Annotated in this window: 18 protein-coding genes; 16 read left to right on the top strand and 2 right to left on the bottom strand. The window is 68.1% G+C overall.

The window, feature by feature from the left end; all coding sequences use genetic code 11:
• Positions 1-10 precede the first annotated feature (10 nt).
• Positions 11-916 carry a 4-hydroxy-tetrahydrodipicolinate synthase gene (dapA, locus tag ABIE51_RS07995; RefSeq protein WP_115840727.1) on the bottom strand — a complete coding sequence of 302 codons (906 nt, stop codon included), beginning with the start codon at positions 914-916 and terminating at the stop codon, positions 11-13.
• A gap of 224 nt (positions 917-1,140) precedes the next feature.
• Here dapA and ABIE51_RS07990 point away from each other — a divergent pair, with 224 nt between their 5' ends.
• The 7 genes from ABIE51_RS07990 to ABIE51_RS07960 all read left to right on the top strand — a co-directional run bounded on the left by ABIE51_RS07990 (position 1,141) and on the right by ABIE51_RS07960 (position 8,225).
• Positions 1,141-1,701 carry a glycine cleavage system transcriptional repressor gene (locus ABIE51_RS07990; protein ID WP_115840728.1) on the top strand — a complete coding sequence of 187 codons (561 nt, stop codon included), beginning with the start codon at positions 1,141-1,143 and terminating at the stop codon, positions 1,699-1,701.
• A 31-nt stretch (positions 1,702-1,732) separates the two neighbouring features.
• Entirely contained in the window at positions 1,733-2,218 is a 486-nt protein-coding gene (locus tag ABIE51_RS07985; RefSeq protein WP_192630325.1) for a peroxiredoxin, read from the top strand.
• A gap of 178 nt (positions 2,219-2,396) precedes the next feature.
• Positions 2,397-3,791, top strand: a complete 1,395-nt coding sequence (locus tag ABIE51_RS07980; RefSeq protein ID WP_192630324.1) for a PhoH family protein — start codon at positions 2,397-2,399, stop codon at positions 3,789-3,791.
• A gap of 141 nt (positions 3,792-3,932) precedes the next feature.
• A complete protein-coding gene (locus ABIE51_RS07975; RefSeq protein ID WP_192630323.1) occupies positions 3,933-4,613 on the top strand; it encodes a YoaK family protein in 681 nt (226 codons plus the stop codon).
• The gene (gene thiD, locus ABIE51_RS07970) at positions 4,610-5,431 is read left to right on the top strand and encodes a bifunctional hydroxymethylpyrimidine kinase/phosphomethylpyrimidine kinase (protein ID WP_192630322.1); all 822 of its coding nucleotides are present in this window, start codon (positions 4,610-4,612) and stop codon (positions 5,429-5,431) included. Before ABIE51_RS07975 ends, thiD begins: the two co-directional genes overlap by 4 nt.
• Complete coding sequence (locus tag ABIE51_RS07965) at positions 5,424-6,278, top strand: alpha/beta hydrolase family protein (protein WP_192630321.1); 855 nt, start codon at positions 5,424-5,426, stop codon at positions 6,276-6,278. Before thiD ends, ABIE51_RS07965 begins: the two co-directional genes overlap by 8 nt.
• Before the next feature lie 153 nt (positions 6,279-6,431).
• Positions 6,432-8,225: a sulfatase-like hydrolase/transferase gene (locus ABIE51_RS07960; protein ID WP_192630320.1), complete on the top strand. Its 1,794-nt coding sequence runs from the start codon at positions 6,432-6,434 to the stop codon at positions 8,223-8,225.
• A 220-nt stretch (positions 8,226-8,445) separates the two neighbouring features.
• On the opposite strand, the gene galE is transcribed toward ABIE51_RS07960, so the two are convergent.
• A complete protein-coding gene (galE, locus tag ABIE51_RS07955; protein ID WP_192630319.1) occupies positions 8,446-9,531 on the bottom strand; it encodes a UDP-glucose 4-epimerase GalE in 1,086 nt (361 codons plus the stop codon).
• Positions 9,532-9,812: 281 nt separating this feature from the next.
• Between galE and ABIE51_RS07950 the strand changes: the two genes are divergently transcribed.
• From ABIE51_RS07950 to ABIE51_RS07910, 9 genes are all read left to right on the top strand, one after another.
• Positions 9,813-10,451, top strand: coding sequence for an XrtA/PEP-CTERM system exopolysaccharide export protein (locus ABIE51_RS07950; RefSeq protein WP_192630318.1), 639 nt, complete (start codon positions 9,813-9,815; stop codon positions 10,449-10,451).
• Entirely contained in the window at positions 10,448-11,401 is a 954-nt protein-coding gene (locus ABIE51_RS07945; RefSeq protein ID WP_354503788.1) for a hypothetical protein, read from the top strand. The genes ABIE51_RS07950 and ABIE51_RS07945 overlap by 4 nt, the downstream gene beginning before the upstream one ends.
• Positions 11,402-11,532: 131 nt before the next feature.
• Complete coding sequence (locus ABIE51_RS07940; RefSeq protein ID WP_354503786.1) at positions 11,533-12,057, top strand: hypothetical protein; 525 nt, start codon at positions 11,533-11,535, stop codon at positions 12,055-12,057.
• The gene (locus ABIE51_RS07935; protein WP_157029794.1) at positions 12,054-12,821 is read left to right on the top strand and encodes a P-loop NTPase family protein; all 768 of its coding nucleotides are present in this window, start codon (positions 12,054-12,056) and stop codon (positions 12,819-12,821) included. The genes ABIE51_RS07940 and ABIE51_RS07935 overlap by 4 nt, the downstream gene beginning before the upstream one ends.
• 51 nt (positions 12,822-12,872) lie before the next feature.
• Positions 12,873-14,237 carry an outer membrane beta-barrel protein gene (locus tag ABIE51_RS07930; protein ID WP_157029793.1) on the top strand — a complete coding sequence of 455 codons (1,365 nt, stop codon included), beginning with the start codon at positions 12,873-12,875 and terminating at the stop codon, positions 14,235-14,237.
• Between the two features lie 49 nt (positions 14,238-14,286).
• Entirely contained in the window at positions 14,287-15,408 is a 1,122-nt protein-coding gene (locus tag ABIE51_RS07925) for a glycosyltransferase (RefSeq protein ID WP_192630317.1), read from the top strand.
• Between the two features lie 7 nt (positions 15,409-15,415).
• Positions 15,416-16,585: a glycosyltransferase gene (locus ABIE51_RS07920; RefSeq protein ID WP_192630316.1), complete on the top strand. Its 1,170-nt coding sequence runs from the start codon at positions 15,416-15,418 to the stop codon at positions 16,583-16,585.
• Complete coding sequence (locus ABIE51_RS07915) at positions 16,566-17,924, top strand: O-antigen ligase family protein (protein ID WP_192630315.1); 1,359 nt, start codon at positions 16,566-16,568, stop codon at positions 17,922-17,924. Before ABIE51_RS07920 ends, ABIE51_RS07915 begins: the two co-directional genes overlap by 20 nt.
• Positions 17,921-18,958 carry a polysaccharide deacetylase family protein gene (locus ABIE51_RS07910; RefSeq protein WP_192630314.1) on the top strand — a complete coding sequence of 346 codons (1,038 nt, stop codon included), beginning with the start codon at positions 17,921-17,923 and terminating at the stop codon, positions 18,956-18,958. The genes ABIE51_RS07915 and ABIE51_RS07910 overlap by 4 nt, the downstream gene beginning before the upstream one ends.
• The last annotated feature ends 21 nt before the right edge of the window (positions 18,959-18,979 follow it).

The raw sequence follows: 18,979 nt of genomic DNA, 5'->3' as shown, positions 1-18,979 counted from the left end.
CCTGCAGGGTTCAGGCCACGAGCGATTCGTGGCTTTCCAGTTCGAGTTCGGCGACCAGCGCGGCAATCGTCGCGGCGGTACCGGCATGTGCGGCCGAGAGCGGCAGCAGCGGCAGTCGGAGCCCGTGGCCGATGCCCTGTCGCGCCAGCAGCGCCTTGACGGGGATCGGGTTGGGCTCGACGCCGAGGAAGTCGTACGTCGTCTGCAGGCGCGCATCGAGTGCGAGCGCCGCATCGCGCTGGCCCGCGCGCGCCAGGTCGGCAAGGCGTCGGAACGCACGCGGCACGACGTTCGAGGCGACGGAAATCACGCCATCGGCACCGGCGAACATCGCGCGGCACGCGGTCGGATCGTCGCCGCTCAGGATCGCGAATTCCTCGCTGCGCAGTTCGAGCAGCGCGGCCATGCGCTCGGGCTCGCTGCGCGCTTCCTTGATGCCGACGATGCGCGGATGCGACACCAGTTCGGCTACCGTTTCCGGCAGCAGGTCGCCACCGGTGCGGCCGGGCACGTTGTAGAGCACGACCGGCAGCGCGCCGTCGTCGGCGATGGCGCGGTAATGCGCGATGAGGCCGGCCTGCGTCGGACGCACGTAAGGTGGGGTCACGACGAGCGCCGCGTCGGCGCCGAGAGCGGCGACGCGACGGGTGAGTTCGATGGTCTTGGCGGTATTCGACAGGCCGGTGCCGGCCAGCACCGGGATGCGTCCTGCCACGCGTTCGACCGCGGTGCGCAGCAGCGTGTCGTACTCGGCGTCGAACAGTGCCGCCGCTTCGCCGGTGGAGCCGGCGACGACGACGCCCTGGGTGCCTGCGGCGAGTTGCCCGTCGAGCAGTCGGTTCCAGGCGTCGAGGTCGATTTCGCCGGACGCGGTGAAAGGCGTCGCCAGCGCGGTGATGCTGCCGGAAAGTCGCAAGGTCTTCGGTTCCGAGGGGCCGCGTTTGCAGGAATCCGCGCGGGCTGCGCGGGGGTTGGATGACATCGTCTCGGCGCGGTTCGAACGGCGTCGAGCGCGCGCGCAGCGCTTCCAGATGTTACTTGCGGCGTGAAAGCGTGGGCAAGTATGCTCCCGCCAAGCACGGGCCCCTCACGGGCCACCATTCAGTATCCGAGCCCAGGCTCACCAGGACAGGCGCCGCCTTGACCGATTCCGCTTCCCGGCCGTCGCCGAACGAAAACCACCTCCTGATCAACGCCTACACGACGCATCCGGAGTCGCCGCTGCTGTCGGTGACGCGTCGTATCGCCGATTCGGGGTGCAATCTCGTCGACGCGCGCCTGGCCACCGTTGGTCGCGACGTGTCGGTGACGACGCTCGCGGTGGGTTCCTGGGATTCGGTCGCCAAGCTCGAAGCCATGCTCACGCGCCTGGAGCGCGAGGAAGGCCTGAAGCTGGTGTGGTATCGCACCGGCGCCAAGCAGGTGCAGTCGAGCCTGCTGCCGTACGTGGTGGAAGTGGTTGCCGCCGACAAGCCGGGCATCCTGTTCCAGCTGGCCGATTTCTTCGACCGCCAGGGCATCACCATCGAAAGCCTGCATTCGTCGCGTTACCGCGCGATGCAGACCGGCGCCGAGATGTTCTCGGCCCAGATCACCATCGGCGTGCCCTCGAGCATGCACATCGCCGCGCTGCGCGACGACTTCCTCGAGTTCTGCGACCACCTCAACCTCGACGCGATCATGGACCCGATGAAGTTCTGATCGCCAGCGCGAACGGAACCTGCAAAAGACGATGCCCCTCGACACCGGCGACCGAATTCCGAAGAACGTCTCCACCCTGCCCCTGGCGCTGTCCAGCGGCGAGACCGCGCATCTGAAGGACTATGAAGGCGGCTGGCTGGTCCTGTACTTCTATCCGAAGGACAGCACGCCCGGCTGCACGACCGAAGGCATCGACTTCAATGCGCTGCTGCCGAAGTTCACCAAGCTCGGCGCGACCGTGCTGGGTGTGTCGCGCGATTCGATCAAGTCGCACCAGAACTTCTGCGCGAAGCAGGGATTCAAGTTCGACCTGGTGAGCGACGGCGACGAAGCGCTCTGCAACGCCTTCGACGTGATCAAGCCCAAGAAGCTCTACGGCCGCGAATACGTCGGCGTCGAGCGCAGTACGTTCCTCATCGATCCCAAGGGCGTCATCGCCCAGTCATGGCGGCCGGTGAAAGTGCCGGGCCATGCGCAGGCCGTCCTCGACGCGCTCAAGGAACACGCAACGCAGTGACCCCCTTCGTGCACACGCAACGCCGCCGTCCCGCATCGCGGGCCACGGCAGCGTCGCCGTGCGCGAAAGGCGCGCAACTTGCATGCGGTCGCGCAGTCAGGTTTCCCGCCGCGCGAAGCAGTACACCACGCAACAGACTCCCGTTTTCCAGGCAGTCCCACCCGCTCCGGAGTGTTCGATGACCAGAAGCAAGCGGATCTACGTGCTCGACACCAACGTCCTCATGCACGACCCGACCGCGCTGTTCAAATTCGAGGAACACGATGTCTTCCTGCCCATGCAGGTCATCGAGGAACTCGACAACGCCAAGAAAGGCACCTCCGAAGCCAGCCGCAACGCGCGACAGGTCAGCCGCTTCCTCAACGAACTGATCGAAGCCGGCGGTTCCGACAAGATCTCCGAAGGCATCCCGCTCAACCGTCCGCAGGGCCTGCAGCTGCGCGGCGCGCAGAGCATCGGCCGGCTGCGCTTCCAGACGCGCGATTTCGATTCGGGCAAGCGCTTCGGCGCCGTGATCCCCGACAATCACATCCTGGGTTCGATCCTCGCGCTGAAGGAAGCCGAGCCCGGCGTGCCGGTGGTCTTCATTTCGAAAGACGTCAACCTGCGCATCAAGGCGTCGATCGCCGGCATCGTGTCGGAGGATTACGAGAACGATCGCGCGCTCGACGACTTCAGCCTGCTGTACACCGGCGCGACCGCGCTGCCGGATTTCTGGCAGCGCTACGGCAAGGACCTGAAGTCCTGGACCGAAAAGGGCCGCACGTTCTATGAAATCCACCGCCGTGACGAGGACGACTTCCATCCGAACCAGTTCCTGTACCTGCCGGGCGACGAGGAATCGGAACTGAAGGTCGCGCGCGTCAACGACGAGAAGGTGGTGCTGCAGATCGTCGACGACTACCGCCACCACCAGCACGCCGTGTGGGGCATCGCCGCGCGCAACCGCGAACAGAACTTTGCGCTCAACGCGCTGATGGATCCGGAGATCGACTTCGTCACGCTGCTCGGCACCGCCGGCACCGGCAAGACGCTGCTCGCGCTCGCCGCGGGCCTGGCGCAGACGATGGACCAGCAGCGCTATCGCGAAATCATCATGACCCGCGCGACGGTGAGCGTCGGCGAGGACATCGGCTTCCTGCCGGGCACGGAGGAGGAAAAGATGACGCCGTGGATGGGCGCGCTGACCGACAACCTGGAAGTGCTCACGCACAACCAGGAAGGCGGCAGCTGGGGCCGCGCGGCGACCAACGACCTGCTCGCCAGCCGCATCAAGATCCGCTCGATGAACTTCATGCGCGGCCGCACGTTCCTCAGCCGCTGGCTGATCCTGGACGAAGCGCAGAACCTCACGCCCAAGCAGATGAAGACACTGATCACGCGCGCCGGCCCCGGCACGAAGATCGTGTGCCTGGGCAACGTCGAACAGATCGACACGCCGTACCTCACCGAAACCACGTCGGGCCTGACCTACGCGGTCGACCGCTTCAAGAACTGGGACCACAGCGCGCACATCACGCTGCGCCGCGGCGAGCGCTCGCGCCTGGCCGATTACGCGTCGGAAGTGCTGTAAGGCTTTCCGGCCGCGCTACGCTCAGCCCCTCTCCTGCCGGGAGAGGGGTTGGGGCGCGGGTTGGAGCGTGCGACTACGCTCGCATTCGCGAAGTGCCCTGACGGCACAATCCGGCGCATCCGTCCGAGGACGCGTAATTCCATGATCACCCGTCTTCCCGCCTGGGTCTGGCTCGGCGCCGCGTCGCTGGCGATGGTCGCCGGCATGGTGAATGTCGTCGGCTATCTCGGGTTCGAACACCAGGCCATCACCCACCTCACCGGCACCACCACGCTGCTCGGCGCGTCGTTCGCGCACGGCGATGCACGTGCGAGCGCGCACCTGGCGCTGGTCGTGCTCGGCTTCGTCGGTGGCGCGGTGCTGAGCGGTGCCATGATCCAGGACAGCACGCTGCAACTGGGCCGCCGCTACGGCGTAGCGCTGGCGCTGGAGGCGGCGCTCCTCGTGGTTTCGGTGCCGCTGTTCGAACGCCAGCAGATCGCCGGTGCGGTACTCGCCGCGATGGCCTGCGGACTGCAGAACGCGATGACCGCGACGTACAGTGGCACGCTGGTGCGCACCTCGCACCTCACCGGAATGTTCACCGACCTCGGCGTATTCCTCGGCCATCGCCTGCGCGGCCTGCCTGCCGACCCGCGACGGCTCTGGTTGTGCCTGGCGATCATCGGTGGATTCCTCCTCGGTGGCGTCGCGGGCGCGCTCGTGTTCCCGCACCTGTCGTACAGGACGCTTTACATCCCCGCCGCGCTGACAGGGACGGTCGGCGTCGCCTACGTCGCCTATCGCCTGCGTCGCGGCCCAGCAGGCACACTGTCGCCATGAACGACACCGCCCTGCCCCCCTGTGCCCTCACCATCGCCGGCTCCGATTCCGGCGGCGGCGCGGGTATCCAGGCCGACCTGAAGACCTTCGCCGCGCATCGCGTGCACGGGCTCAGCGCGATCGCCGCACTTACCGCGCAGCACACGCGCGCCGTTACTGCCGTGCACGTGCCCGATGTCGCGTTCCTGCGCGCGCAGATCGACGCCTGCTTCGACGATTTCACCATCGGCGCGGTGAAGCTCGGCATGCTCGCCAATGCCGAGGTGATCCTCGCCGTCGCCGATGCGCTCGAACACCACAAACCGAAGCATGTCGTGCTCGATCCGGTGATGGTCTCGACCTCCGGCGCGCGCTTGCTCGAACCCGGCGCGCTCGATGCATTGCGTACGCGCCTGCTGCCGATGGCGACGCTGGTGACGCCGAACCTGCCGGAAGCCGAACTGCTGATCGGCGAGCGCATCGAGGACGTGGACGCCATGCACGGCGCGATCGACGCATTGCACGCACTCGGCACGAAGGCGGTGCTGCTGAAGGGCGGCCATCTGCCGGTGGACGCCGCACGCGATGAGGTCGTCGACCTGTTCGCCGACGGCGACGGCGTGCATGCGATGACGCATGCGCGGCTGAAGATCGACGCGCATGGCACGGGGTGCACGCTGGCCTCGGCGGTCGCGGCGAACCTGTGCCTTGGCCGCGACCTGCGCGACGCGAGCATCGCCGCCACCGATTACGTGCACGTCGCGCTGCTTCGGGGCTATCGCCCGGGCCGTGGCGACGTGCTGGTGCTCGATCATTTCGGAGCCGCGCCGAATGGATGACGCAACGCCGCACGATATCCGCGCGTGCGAACTGGACGCGCAGGCCGACGACGGTCACCGCTACGAGCTGATCGCACGCATTCCCGCCGCACCGCGCGCGAGTCTGCTGTGGCTGCCGGCGATGGGCATCGGCGCGAAGCACTACGTGCCGTTCGCCGACGCGCTCGCGCGGCGCGGCATCGCGGTGTTCCTTCACGAATGGCGCGGCGCCGGATCGAGCAGCGTGCGCGCGAGCCGCGACACCGACTGGGGCTATCGCGAACTGCTCACGCTCGACATTCCTGCCAGCGAAGCGGTGATCGCCCAGCACGTGGCCGAGGTGCCACGCATCGTGGGTGGCCACAGCCTCGGCGGGCAGTTGGCCTGCTGCCGGCTCGGCCTGTCGCCGGAAAGCGCGCAGCGCCTGTGGCTGGTCGGCAGCGGCGCGCCGTACTGGCGCGCGTTCCCGGCGCGCACCGCGTGGTGGTTGCCGATGGTCTACCGGTTCCTTCCATGGCTCGCCGATTTCCACGGCGTGCTGCCCGGCCGTCGCATCGGCTTCGGCGGACAGGAAGCGCGCGGCGTGATCCGCGACTGGAGCCGCAGTGGCCTATCCGGCCGTTACGCCGCCGCCGGCGTGGATCTCGACCTCGAAGCGGCAATGGCCGCGCTCACGCTGGACGCGCATGCCGTCGCGCTGGCGCGGGACTGGCTCGGGCCCGTGTCGTCGCTGCGCTTCCTGCTGTCGAAACTGCGACGCGTCGAACCGCGCATCGACGTGCTCGATGCTGCCGCGCTGGGCACGCGCGCCGACCACTACGCCTGGATGAAGCAGCCCGCCGCGGTGGTCGACGCCCTGCTGCGCTGACCGTTCGTCCGGCCCGCGACCGAAGCGACCCCGACCTTCCGTTAACCGGAGTGAGGCCCCTCCCCTGCCGAGAGGAGGCGGCCGGAACCCGGCCGTGCGCCGGGAACGACACGCGGTTCCGCCGGAAGGCGGCACAACGGGGGGCGAGATCGCATGGGCGGATGGGTTTCCAGGGCACCGGCCGCATGGATCGCGGTGAAACTGGTGCTGATCGGCGCCTATCTGCTGGGCACCAACCGCCTGCTTGCCGAGCGCGTGGCCCACATCGGGCTGCAACCCGGCCTGGCGGTGTTCGCCGCGGTCTGGCTGTTGTGCATCGTGACAATGCTGGTACTCGCGTTCCATGCGCGCACGCCCGCGCGTGTCGTGTGGAGCGCGATCTTCTTCCTCGGCAGCACCTTCACGCTGTCCCACGCGCTGATCGTCTCGCGCCACCTGGGCCTGATCGAATTCGAGCAGCTGCTGGGCCTCATCGGCTTCGCGCACAACCTCAAGGGCTTCCACGACGCGCAGATCCTGCAGGCGGTCGCGTGGTCCGCATTGGGCGTCATCGCGATCAACCTGCCGCCGTGGCTCGCACCGCCGAACTCGCCGTCGCTGCTGCGCTGGCCGCAGCGCAATCCCGGTCTGCTGCAGCTGCTGCCGGTGGTGGCGATCGGGGCGATCCTCTACCTGCGCGGTGGCGAAGGCTCCAACGGATTTCCGGGGCAGTACACGACGGCCGCGTTCGCCGGCGTGCTCGGCGCGGAGAAAGTGCTTGCACCGCCCGCGCCGGAACGCGAGGACATCGCGCTGCCACACCTGGGCCAGCGGCCGTTCCGCCACATCGTGCTGGTGATGGACGAAAGCGTGCGCGGCGATTACGTCGACCTCAACGTCGAGGACGGCGTGGAAACCGGACTGCGCCCGCTCGGCACCGCGCTGGCGAACTTCGGCATCGCCGCATCGACGGCCAATTGCTCCGCGACGTCGAACGCCAGCGTGCGCTATGGCGTCACGCGCGACAGCTACCTGAAGGACCTGCAACTCAATCCGTCGTTCTGGCGTTACGCGGCTCGCGCCGGCTACCGCACGGTCTACATCGATGCGCAGCGCCACGACGGCAAGCTGCAGAACTTCATGGATCCGCGCGAAGTCGGCGAGATCGACGAGTTCGTGCAGGTCGGTACTGCGTTCGCGCCGGACGCGAAGGACATCGAGGCCGGCCGGCTGCTCAACCGCGTGCTGCTGCGCGACCGCCCGAGCTTCACCTACGTCAACAAGATGGGCTGCCACTTTCCGTACGAAGGAAAGTACCCGACCGCGAACACGCTGTATTCGCCGACGATGTCGCGCGCATTCGTGTCGAAGGAAACCGATGACGGTTCCGGTTACCGGCAGGCCGAGAACGCCGAACAACGCTGGCGACAGGTGAACAGCTACCGCAACTGCCTGGCCTGGAACACGCGCGGTTTCTTCCGCGAGGCGCTGGCGAACGTGGACCTGAGCGACACGCTGATCGTCTACACCGCCGACCACGGCCAGAATTTCCACGAAGACGGCAGCCCGGGCGAGCAGACGCATTGCACGATCGGCACCGCATCCCCCGGCGAAGGGCGCATTCCGCTGGCGACGATCACGCGCAACGCCGAACTCTCGCCGCTGCTGCGCGACGCCGCGCGCCGCAACCACGACCGCGGCAGCGCCTTCAACGTGTACCCGACGCTGCTTGCCCTGATGGGCTACGGCCCGCCGGCCGCGGGCGCGAACTTCGAAGCGGACCTGCTCGGCACGCTGCCCGAAGACAACACGCGTTTCCTTTCCACCTATTTCGTGCGCTTTGGCCGCGAACCGGTGTGGAATTCCATCGGCCGCACGACGCAGCTGCGCGATGGGCTGCAGCGCGTGCTGGCGGATGACCGGCACGCGTCGAGCGAGGATTCGGGGGCGGCGAGCGGAGCGCCGTAGCTGTCACCCCAGCTTTTGCGGTCATCCCCGCGAAGGCGGGGATCCATGCGTGGCGACCTCACCACTTCCGAACGGCGTGATGCGCCTGAGAGAGATGGATTCCCGCCTACGCGGGAATGACAGCTCAAGGTGGCGGCTATTCGGGAGGCTTGATACGTCGCGCAGATGGATTCCCGCCTACGCGGGAACGACGGCTGAAGACCTTGGCGATTTCGCCACCTCAAACCGCATCCACCGCCCGCGCCGCCGCGATGCGCGGCCTGCGTCCGCGCGTCGCCGATTCGCGCCGCGTGATCGTCCGATAGCCATCCGGATTCATCGACTGCCAGCGCCACGCATCGCGGCACATCGCGTCGACGTCGTGTTCCGCGCGCCAGCCGAGCACTTCGTGCGCGAGCGACGGATCGGCGTAGACGGACGCCGCATCGCCCGGGCGGCGCTCGACGATGTCGTAGGCGATGCGCCGGCCGCTCGCGCGCTCGAACGCATGCACGAGTTCAAGCACGCTCACGCCGCGGCCGGTGCCGAGGTTGACGGTGAGGCTGCGGTCCGTGCGGGCCATGGTTTCCAGCGCATCCACGTGCGCACGCGCGAGGTCGACGACGTGGATGTAATCGCGGACGCCGGTGCCGTCGGGCGTCGGGTAATCGCCACCGAACACGCGCAGCTTCTCGCGCACGCCGACCGCGACCTGGCAGATGTAGGGCATCAGGTTGGTCGGTTCGCCGCAGGGATCCTCGCCGATCATGCCCGACGCATGTGCGCCCACCGGGTTGAAGTACCGCAGGTTCGCGGCGCGGAACGCGGGATCGGCCGTGCACAGGTCTCCGATCAGTTGCTCGGCGACCAGCTTGGTGCGGCCGTACGGGTTCATCACCGACAGCGCCGCGTCCTCGCGCACCGGCACCTGCGCCGGTTCGCCGTACACGGTGGCCGATGAACTGAACACCAGCCGCCGCACGCCCGCGTCCTGCATCGCCTGCAACAGCACGATGGTGCCGCTGATGTTGTTGTCGAAGTATTCCAGCGGGCGCCGGCACGAATCGCCCACCGCCTTCAACGCGGCGAAGTGCAGCACCGCATCGAAACGGTACGTCGCGAACAGCGCCGTCAGCGCGACGCGATCGCGCATGTCCACGCGATGCACGGGTACCGGCACGCCGGCGAGTCGACGCAGGCGCGGCACCACGCGCGGCGAGGAGTTCACGCCGCTGTCGGCGATCACGACCTGGTGGCCGCGATCGATGAGGCTCAGGCACGTGTGGCTGCCGATGTAGCCGGCGCCTCCGCAGACGAGGATTCGCATGAAGATGCAGACTCCGGAACGAACGCCTTCACAGGACGACGCGCCGCGGTCGCAAGCGGGCCGCAGCGCACACGCCGCCTGCGATCCGGCGGCCCCCCGGACGCCGATCCTCGGCCGTCCTGATCGAATCCAACGCAATGCGCGCCCCATTCCGGCAGCCGTGTCCGGCCGCGGGCAAACCGTCCCGGCGTGATGCAGCGAAGACATGCCGACCCGAGGTCGCTGGCCGGAAATCCGGCCCCGCACCGTTCGCTCATGACGAATGCAAGGGGGTTGTCCGTATGCGCACGTTCCGCTTCACCGCCGTCGCCGCCGTCGCCGCCGTCTTCGGCGCAATGCTCTTCCTCTCCGCCTGTGCGTCTTCCGGCCGTGGCGCCATCGCGCCGCCGCCGGCCGAATCCGAGAACCTGGTGGATGCCTACCAGATCGGCATCGACGACATCGTGCAGGTCTCCGTCTGGCGCAATCCGGAACTGGGCATCACCGTGCCGGTCCGCCCGGACGGCAAGATTTCCGTCCCGCTGGTGGGCGACGTGTCCGCGGGCGGCCGCACGCCGAACGAGGTCGCCAAGGAGATCCAGGAACGCCTGGGCGCGTTCGTGCGCGATCCGCAGGTGGCGGTGATCCTCACCGACCTGCGCAGCCATGAATACCTCTCCCGCGTCCGCGTCACCGGCGCGGTGCGGCAGCCGATCTCGATTCCCTTCCGGCAAGGCATGACGGTGCTCGACGCCGTGCTCGCCGCGGGCGGCGTCACCGAGTTCGCCGCACCGGCGAAGTCCGACCTCTACCGTAAGTCCGGCGACAGCACGCGCAGCTACGCCGTGCGGCTGGACCACATCCTGGAAGACGGCGACCTGACGACCAACTTCAAGGTGGCGCCGGGCGACGTCATCACCGTTCCGGAACGCACGCTGTGAACGGCGCGTCGACGGAACTGACGATCCCGGAGGCCCGTCCGTCCGCGATCGCGGCGATGGTGCCGGTGGCGTTCGAGGAATGGCGTCGCCGTCCCGTGCTGCTGGCGGGCGTGTTCACCGCCATCGCGCTGGCCGCGCTGGTCTTCGGCATGTTGCTGCCGAAGAAATACAACTCGCAGACGACGATCCTGGTCGAGGAAAGCAACATCATCAAGCCGCTGATGGAAGGCCGCGCCGTGCCGACCAGCGTGGTGAGCCGCGCGGCCATCACGCGAGAGGTCGCCTTCAGCCGCAAGACGATGGAGGACATCCTCAGGACCGGCGGCTGGATGGCGAAGAACCCCACGCCGCTGCAGCAGGACCAGATCATCGAGCTGATCACCGGCCGCACGATCATCTCCAACCCGCGCGACAACCTGATCCGCGTGTCGTACACCGACACCGATCCGGCGCGCGCGCACGCCGTGACCAAGCGCTTCGCCGAGCTGATCATCCAGGAAAGCCTGGCGACGAAGGAGCGCGAGAGCCGCGACGCGTACGACTTCATCGATTCGCAGGTGCGCGCGTACCACAAGAAGCTCATCGACGCGGAGTCGAAACTGGAGGCCTACCGCAAGTCCAATCCGGACGCGCGCCCGGGCATCGACGGCGACGTGAACTCGCGCATCGCCGAGCTGCGCCGCATGGTCGACACCTCGCGCATGGAGCTGATGGACCTGCAATCGCAGGGCAACGCGCTGCAGGGCCAGCTCAACGGCGAGAACGAGGTGAACCTCGTGCAGACGCGTTCGGGCCAGCTGCTCGCACGCATGGCCGAACTGGAAGCCGAACACGACAAGCTGCTGATGAACTACACCGAGCAGCATCCGGACGTGGTCCGCGTGCAGCACCAGATCCGCGACCTGGAAGAGGAAGTGCGCCGCGAGGACGCGCGCCAGGCGGAGCGCTGAAGAGCGCGCCGCCCTCGCCCGCGCAGCCCGGCACGCTCGGTGGTACCGCGCTCGGCGGCGTCGCGTCGTTCAACCCGCTGTACGGCGAGCTCAAGAGCAAGACGGCCGAGAACCGCCGCCAGGCCGCCGCGGTGCAGTCGCGCATCAACACCAGCCAGGCGCTGCTCGACCAGGAACTCGCGCGCAGCCGCCACATCGCCGCGTCCGAAAGCACGATGGCCGAGCTCTCGCGCGACTACGAAGTCAACCGCGACCTCTACCAGGACCTGCTCAAGCGTCGCGAAAACGCGCGGGTGTCGATGAGCCTGGACGCTGAGCAGCGCGGCCTGAGCTTCCGCGTGCAGGAACCGGCGAGCTACCCGCTGCGCGGCGTCGGCCTGCGGCTGGTCCACGTCGCCAGCGCCGGCCTCGGTGCCGCCGCGCTCGCACCGCTCCTGTTGCTGTTCGGCTTCGTGCGCCTCGACCCGCGCGTGCGTTCGCCCTACCAGATCGAAACCGCATCGGCGCTGCCGGTGCTCGGCAGCGTCCCGCGCTACCAGACCGCGCCGTCGCGCCGGCTGGGCACGCGCCGGTTCGTGATCGCCGCGATGATCTTCCTGGTGGTGCCGCTCGTGTACGGCGTGGTCCTCGCCCTGAAAATGGTGAACCTGCAATGACTCTTCCGTCCGAAGCCGTCCTGGAAACCGAATCCGAACGCACCGACGCCGAGCGCGACACCGCGCCCGAACCCGACCTGCGTCCCGCGATCACGCGCACCGCCGGCGTCGAGCTGCTGACGCCGACGCAGCTGGAAGACCGCGCGATCATCCATCGCGGCGGCGTGTCGCGCCCGGAAGTGGATGCGTTCCGCGAACTGCGCACGCGCCTGCTCGCCGCCGTCGAAGGCAGCTTCGTCGCGCTGGTCGCGCCGGTCAGCAGCGGAAGCGGCGGCAGCTTCGTGGCGCGCAACCTCGCCACGGCCATGGCGTTCGATGAAACCAAGAGCGCGCTGTTAGTCGACTGCGACGTGCGCCATCCCTCGCAGGCGCGCACGATGAAGATCGAGACGGAAAACGGCGGCCTGGTCGAATACCTGGAAGACGCCGACGCCGACCTGTCGGACGTGATCTACGAGACCGGCGTGAACGGACTTCGCCTGATTCCCGCCGGCACGACGCGCGAGATCGGCGCGGAGTACTTCTCGTCGGTGCGCATGCGCCTGCTGCTGGATTCGATCCGCAGCCGCCATCCGAACTGCTACGTGTTCCTCGACGGGCCGCCGGTTCGCGGCACGCCGGACGCACGCATCCTGGCCGACATCGCCGACGTGGTGATCCTCGTCGCCGGCTACGGCCGCGACACGGCGGCGACGATCGCGCAGGCCGCGGCGAACTTCGATCCGGCCAAGTTCGCCGGCGTGGTCTTCAACGAAGGCGTCTGAGCGCGGCTTCGCCCGCACATCCCGACCGAACGTTCGCCCAGGGGAGATTCAATGGCCAGCGGAAGACTCCAACCGGTCGCGGGCCCGTCCCGTCGATCCGCGCTCTGCATCGCCCTGCTGGCCACGTTGCCGGCGGCGGTGCCGGTCGCGCGCGCGGCGCAGATCAACTACTCCATCGGCGGGCGCGTCGAGCACAGCGACAACATCGCGCTGACGCAGACCAACCCGATGGAGGAAAGCACGCTGGCCACCGACGTCGCCTTCGACGTCACCCAGACCGGCCGAAACACCACCTTCGTCGCCAACGGCGGCGTGGAGTACCTCTACTACACGGGCGGCCTGTTCGACGACGACGTGCGCGCCTCGCTGGTGGGCCAGTTCAACTGGAACACCTGGCAGGACCGCATGAAGGTGATCATCGAGGACTACGCCAACTACGAGCCCATCGACGTGCTGTCGCCGGATGCGCCGGGCAACCAGCAGCAGGTGAACGTCTTCGTCGCCGGCACGCAGTTCAACCTGCGCCCGGGCGACGCCACGCGCGTGCGGCTGGACCTTCGCTACAACAACTACTGGGCCGAAGAGAACGACGACTTCAACGGCGACCGCTACAACGCCGCGTTCACGCTGTGGCAGGAGCCCAGTTCGACCACACGCATCGGCTTCACCGTCGAAGGCAGCGAGGTGCAGTACGACCAGGTCAGCCTGGACACGCTCGGCGCCGACTACCGGCGTCTGGACAGCTATCTCACCTGGAATCGCAACCTCGCCAACATCGATCTGGAAATCCGCGCCGGCTACTCCTGGGTCGAGCTGACCGACTACAACACCAAGGACGACGCGCCGCTGTTCCGCACGGTGCTGACGTGGCGCCCGACCTCGCGCAGCACGTTGGACATGGGCGTGTACTACCAGTTCTCCGACGCCGCGCAGGAACTGATGACCGACGTCACCGATCCCACCGGCGTGCCGGCCAACCCGGCGCCCGGCGGCGCGCCCTCGCCCGACCCGAGCGATGTCACGATCGGCCCGGACCTGTACCGCCAGCGCCGCATCGACATCGGCTATCGCTACAACGGCGAGCGCTTCGACGCGACGATCCGTCCGTACTACGAGGACAACGACTACATCGACCCCACCGCGCAGAGCGAAGGCAACTACGGCATCGGCGTGGGCATGAGCTGGTCGATCACGCCGTCGCTGTTCCTCACCGGATCGATGTCGGCCGGCGTGCGCAGCTTCGACAGTTTCGACCGCGACGACGACGACTTCTCCGTCTACATCGGCCTGACCAAGATCCTCACCCGGCACTGGAGCATGGGCTTCGACCTGCGCCACCAGGAACGCGACAGCAACGCCAACGAAGCCAGCTATGACGAGAATGCCGCCATCTTCAGCGTTCGCTATACCCGCTGAGCCGACCGCCACCGCGCGCGTCGCGGACCGGCGGATCCGGCTGCTGCTGGTGACCGACACGCCCGTGCTCGCGCCGGGCGGCAGCGAACGTTTCCTGCAGAACCTCGCCACGCGCCTGCCCGCCGATGCATACCGCATCACGCTGGTGCAGCTGCACGAGCAGGACATGCCGGGCAACCACGGCCGCCACCTGCTGACGCAGCCCCACCTGCGCATGATGTCGCTGCCGGTGCACGCCGTGTACGACCGCTCGGGATTGCGTGCGTATCGCGAACTGTCGTCGATGCTGCGCCGGGAGCGCTTCGACGTGGTGCAGTCGCAGCACGAGAAAGCCGACGTGCTCAACGCGCTGCTGCCGCGCCTGCCCGGTACGGTGTACATCTCGAACCGGCGCGACATGGGCTTCAAGAAGAGCCCCAAGCTGCAGCACGCGTTCCGCTGGCTCAATCCGCGGTTCGACACCGTGGTCGCGCCGGCGCGGCAGATCCTGTCGGGGCTGGCGCAATGCGAGCGCCTCGATCCGCTGCGCATGACGTGGATTCCCAACGGCGTGGACACGCGCCACTACGCACCGGCTACGTTGCGGCGCCGGCTCGATGCGCGCGCCGTGCTTGGACTGGACGCCGACGCCATCGTGTTTGGTTGCGTCGCGCGCATCACGCCGGTGAAGCGTCACGTCGACCTGCTGGAGGCGTTCGCCAGCATGCGTCGCCACGTGCCGCAGGCTCGGCTGCTGCTGGTCGGCGATGGCCCGGGCCTGCCGGAAATCCAGGCGAAGATCGCCGAACTGGGCCTTGGCGACGAGGTGCTCCTGCTCAGTTTCCGCGACGACGTCGCCGACCTGCTGCCTGCAATGGACGCGTTGGTGCTGTGTTCGTCGAGCGAAGGCATGTCCAACGCCATCCTCGAAGCGATGGCGTGCGGACTGCCGGTGGTCGCGACCGCCGTCGGCGGGAACCTGCACCTGGTGCAGCACGAACAGACCGGCCTGCTGGTGCCGCCGCTGGATCCGATCTCGCTGGCCGCATCGCTGCAATGGCTGGCGCAGTCGCCTCACGCGCGACGTCGCATGGGGCTCGCGGCGCGCTCACGCATCGAACGCGAGTTTTCGCTGGATTCGATGGTGCTCGCGTTCGACCGCCTCTATCACCGCCTGCTGGGGCGCGAGTGAGCGCGCCATGAGCCAGTCGCGCCCGTTCGCGTTGCAGGTGCGCTCCAGCGCGGGGCTGTACGGCGCCGATCGCGTCGTGCTTGCGCTCAATCGCGCGCTCGATCGCGGCGGCGCGCGCGGTCGCCTGCTGAGCATCAACAACTACCGCATGCACGAACAGGCGTTGCACGACGTCGCCTCGTCGAGCGGGCAGGACGCCGTGCTGCTGCCCTGCCGCGGGCGCGTGGATGCCGCGACGATCGGCGCGCTGTCGGCCCAGATCGGCGCCGCGCGCGGCCGCACCGGCACGCCGCCGGTCGTGCACGTACACGATTACAAGAGCGCGTTCTACGCCTGGCTGGCGACGCGTCGCGAACATCATTCCGGACAGCCCGCCCCCCTGGTCGCGACGCTGCACGGCTGGGTCGAGGGCTCGACCGCGCTGCGCCTCTACACGCGGCTGGAACTCGCCCTGCTCCGCCGTTTCGACGCGCTCGTCGTGGTCGCTTCCGAGCAGATCGACCGTCTCGCACGCGCCGGCGTGCCGCGTTCGCGCATCCGCCACGTCGACAACGGCATCGAATGCCCGGTGCGCGACGAGGTCGCCGCGTCGGCCCTGCGCGCGCAACTGCGCATCGCGCCGGACGCGCATGTGTTTTCCGCCGTCGCGCGCCTTTCGAGCGAGAAAAACCTCGCGATGCTGCTGCGCGCGTTCGCGCCGGTGGCGTCGCGTCATCCGCATGCGGTGCTGCTGATTGTCGGTGACGGTCCGGAGCGCGAAGCGCTCGAAACGCTCGCCGGCGAGCTCGCCCTGAACGGGCGCGTCCGCTTCCTCGGCATGCGCCACGACATGCCCGCGATCTACACGCTGACCGACCACCTCGTGCTGCCGTCGCTTACCGAAGGCATGCCGCTGGTCGTGCTCGAAGCGATGGCCTGCGAGGTGCCGGTGATCGCCAGCGCCGTCGGCGACATTCCGCGCCTGCTCGAACGCAGCGCGCACGGACGCACGGTACCGCCCGGCGATGCGGTGGCATTGGAGTCCGCACTGGAAGCCGCCGTCACCACGCCCCGCGCGCGCGACATCGCCGCTCGCGACTTCGTGCGCGAACGCCACAGCGCGCAGGCGATGGCCGCCGCGTACGTCACGCTCTATCGCGAACTGCTGGAGGCACGCCATGCGCGGCGCGCATCCTGACGCGGGCGGTTCGCGCTTCCCGCTCGCAGCCAAGGCGCTGCGCGGCGCGATGCCGGCGGCCACGCGCACGCGGCTTCCCGTGGTGCCGGGTTCGGCCGCTGCGGCGCAGCCGACCGCACGCGCGACCACGCGTGCGCCGCGCAACTGGGCGCTCTACCTGTTCCTGATCCTGCTGCCGCTGCAGAACATAACCGCCGGTTACCTGCCCAACATCGGCGGTGGTTTCAACTTCCTCAACGTGATGTTCCTGATCTCGCTGTTCACGGCGATGGCGCAGGGCGGCAAGCTCGCGCCGAACGAGCCCGTCAACACGTGGACGACGGTGTACGCGGTCTACATGACGCTGTCGCTGCTGGTCGGCTTCCACTTCGTGGACGACCCGACCAACCACTTCAACCAGCTCAAGGACCACATGGTCGGGCTGTTCGTGGTGTACGTCGTGCAGATGAGCGTGCGCGACTGGAACGGCGTGCGCATGGTCGTGTTCGCCACGCTGCTGCCGTTGCCGTACATCGCGAAAGTCGTGTGGAACCAGCACCGCAGCGTCGCCAGCACGCACTACACCGACGACCTGCGCATCAGCGGAACCTTCGCACTCCTGGGCGCCAACGAATTCGCCGCGTTCTGCGTGACGGTCGCCGTGGTGCTGTTCGCCTTGCTGCTCGCGTGCCGGTTGTCGCGCAAGTGGAAGATCGTGCTGATGGGCGGCATCGCCTGCATGATCCTCGGCGTGCTCTACGCGTATTCGCGCACCGCCTACATCAGCCTGATCATGGGCATGGTGGTGGTGATCATGGTCTGGCGCGGCCGGCTGAAGCTGATCCTGCCGCTCTGCCTTGCGGTGGTGATCGCGCCGGCAGTGCTGCCCAAGTCGGTGGTCGAGCGCTTCGACAGCACGACGGTGGAAGAAGGCAAGCGCGACGAGAGCACCGAGCTGCGCATCGAATACTGGAAGATCGCGTGGGCCAACTTCCTGCGCAATCCCGTCGTCGGAACGGGCTACCACACCTTCCACCATCGCGAGATCAACCCCTACGGCCGCGACACGCACAACCTCTACATCCGCACGCTCAGCGAAGGCGGCGTGTTCGGCGCGATCACGCTGCTGGGCATCCTGCTGGCGGTGCTGCGAACGGCGATGCGCGAGGTCCGGGAGGCGCGGACCGGCACCTGGCGATACGCCCTGGCACTGGGAATGATGGGCGCGTGGGTGTCGATGGTCATCGCCAACCTGTTTGGCGACCGTTTCACGTATTACCCGGTAATCGCCTATTTCTGGGCCTACATGGGCCTGGTCATGAAGGCGCGCCACCTGCCGCCAGAGGATTCCGCACGATGACCGCCCTGTTTCGCGCCTGGCTGCGCTACTCGCTCGCGCTGTGCAGCCATTACAGCGGGCTGGACGGCCTGTACCGCCGCCTCAGCGGTGCGGGGCTGGTCATCCTGATGCTGCATCGCCTGCGCGACGACCACGACCCGTTCCCGCTCAGCGTCTCGCGCCGGCAACTACGGCAGATGCTGGCGTGGCTGCGGTCGAGCGGCGCACTGGTCGGGCTCGACGACGGCCTGCGCGCGCTTTCGCCCGAGCGCGCGCAGAAGATCCATTACGCGCTCACCTTCGACGACGGGTATCGCGACAACCTCGGCCTGATCGACGCGAACCTCGACGGCCCGGTGCCGGCGGTGGTGTACGTCGCGACCGGCCATATCGGCGGCGAGCCGATCTGGGCCTATCGCCTCGTGCACGCGGTGGAATCGCGCAGCCGCGACCAGATCGACCTGGGCGGCCTGGGGCTCGGCCATTTCGACCTGTCGCTGCGCGACGACCGCAATCGCCTGTACCAGTTGCTTCCGCCGCGCCTGAAGACGCTCGAGCCGGCCGAACTGGAAGCCTGGATCGACCACGTCTGCGAACAGGCGCGCCCTCGCCCGCTGCCGCATGAAGACCGCGAAATGCTCGACTGGGGCGACGTCCGGCGACTGGCCGATGGCGGCGTCGAAATCGGCGGCCACACCTGCAGCCACGCGATCCTGAGCCGCCTGGACGATGCCGCGGCGAGCGAGGAGATCGGCCTTTCCAGCGCGAGCATCGCCGCCGAACTCGGCCACGCGCCACGCCACTTCGCCTATCCGAACGGCGGCCGCGGCGATTTCAGCGACCGCGACGTGCGCCTGGTGCGCGACGCGGGCTTCGCGACGGCGACGACGTCGATCGAGGGCGTGAACCGCCCCGGCGCCGATCCGTACCGCCTGCTCCGCTTCAACGTGCACGAAGAACGCTTCCAGTCGCCGTCGGGGCGCCTGTCGAAGGCGCTGTTCTTCAGCGAAACGAGCGGGATGCTCGGCTGGTTGCGCGGGCTGCGCGCGGCATGACATCGCAATCGTGAGGGCACC

Source organism: Lysobacter sp. OAE881 (assembly GCF_040546665.1).
Taxonomy (GTDB): Bacteria; Pseudomonadota; Gammaproteobacteria; order Xanthomonadales; family Xanthomonadaceae; genus Lysobacter_J; species Lysobacter_J soli.
The sequence above is the reverse complement of the archived record's forward strand: the minus strand, read 5'-3'. Positions and strand labels throughout refer to the sequence as shown.

What these genes read in the sequence shown, in the direction of transcription:
- ABIE51_RS07985 (WP_192630325.1), top strand. Translation starts at nt 1,733, where the DNA reads ATGCCCCTCGACACCGGCGACCGAATTCCGAAGAACGTCTCCACCCTG.
- ABIE51_RS07980 (WP_192630324.1), top strand. Translation starts at nt 2,397, where the DNA reads ATGACCAGAAGCAAGCGGATCTACGTGCTCGACACCAACGTCCTCATG.
- ABIE51_RS07975 (WP_192630323.1), top strand. Translation starts at nt 3,933, where the DNA reads ATGATCACCCGTCTTCCCGCCTGGGTCTGGCTCGGCGCCGCGTCGCTG.
- thiD (WP_192630322.1), top strand. Translation starts at nt 4,610, where the DNA reads ATGAACGACACCGCCCTGCCCCCCTGTGCCCTCACCATCGCCGGCTCC.
- ABIE51_RS07965 (WP_192630321.1), top strand. Translation starts at nt 5,424, where the DNA reads ATGGATGACGCAACGCCGCACGATATCCGCGCGTGCGAACTGGACGCG.
- ABIE51_RS07960 (WP_192630320.1), top strand. Translation starts at nt 6,432, where the DNA reads ATGGGCGGATGGGTTTCCAGGGCACCGGCCGCATGGATCGCGGTGAAA.
- galE (WP_192630319.1), bottom strand. Translation starts at nt 9,531, where the DNA reads ATGCGAATCCTCGTCTGCGGAGGCGCCGGCTACATCGGCAGCCACACG.
- ABIE51_RS07950 (WP_192630318.1), top strand. Translation starts at nt 9,813, where the DNA reads ATGCGCACGTTCCGCTTCACCGCCGTCGCCGCCGTCGCCGCCGTCTTC.
- ABIE51_RS07935 (WP_157029794.1), top strand. Translation starts at nt 12,054, where the DNA reads ATGACTCTTCCGTCCGAAGCCGTCCTGGAAACCGAATCCGAACGCACC.
- ABIE51_RS07930 (WP_157029793.1), top strand. Translation starts at nt 12,873, where the DNA reads ATGGCCAGCGGAAGACTCCAACCGGTCGCGGGCCCGTCCCGTCGATCC.
- ABIE51_RS07920 (WP_192630316.1), top strand. Translation starts at nt 15,416, where the DNA reads ATGAGCCAGTCGCGCCCGTTCGCGTTGCAGGTGCGCTCCAGCGCGGGG.
- ABIE51_RS07915 (WP_192630315.1), top strand. Translation starts at nt 16,566, where the DNA reads ATGCGCGGCGCGCATCCTGACGCGGGCGGTTCGCGCTTCCCGCTCGCA.
- ABIE51_RS07910 (WP_192630314.1), top strand. Translation starts at nt 17,921, where the DNA reads ATGACCGCCCTGTTTCGCGCCTGGCTGCGCTACTCGCTCGCGCTGTGC.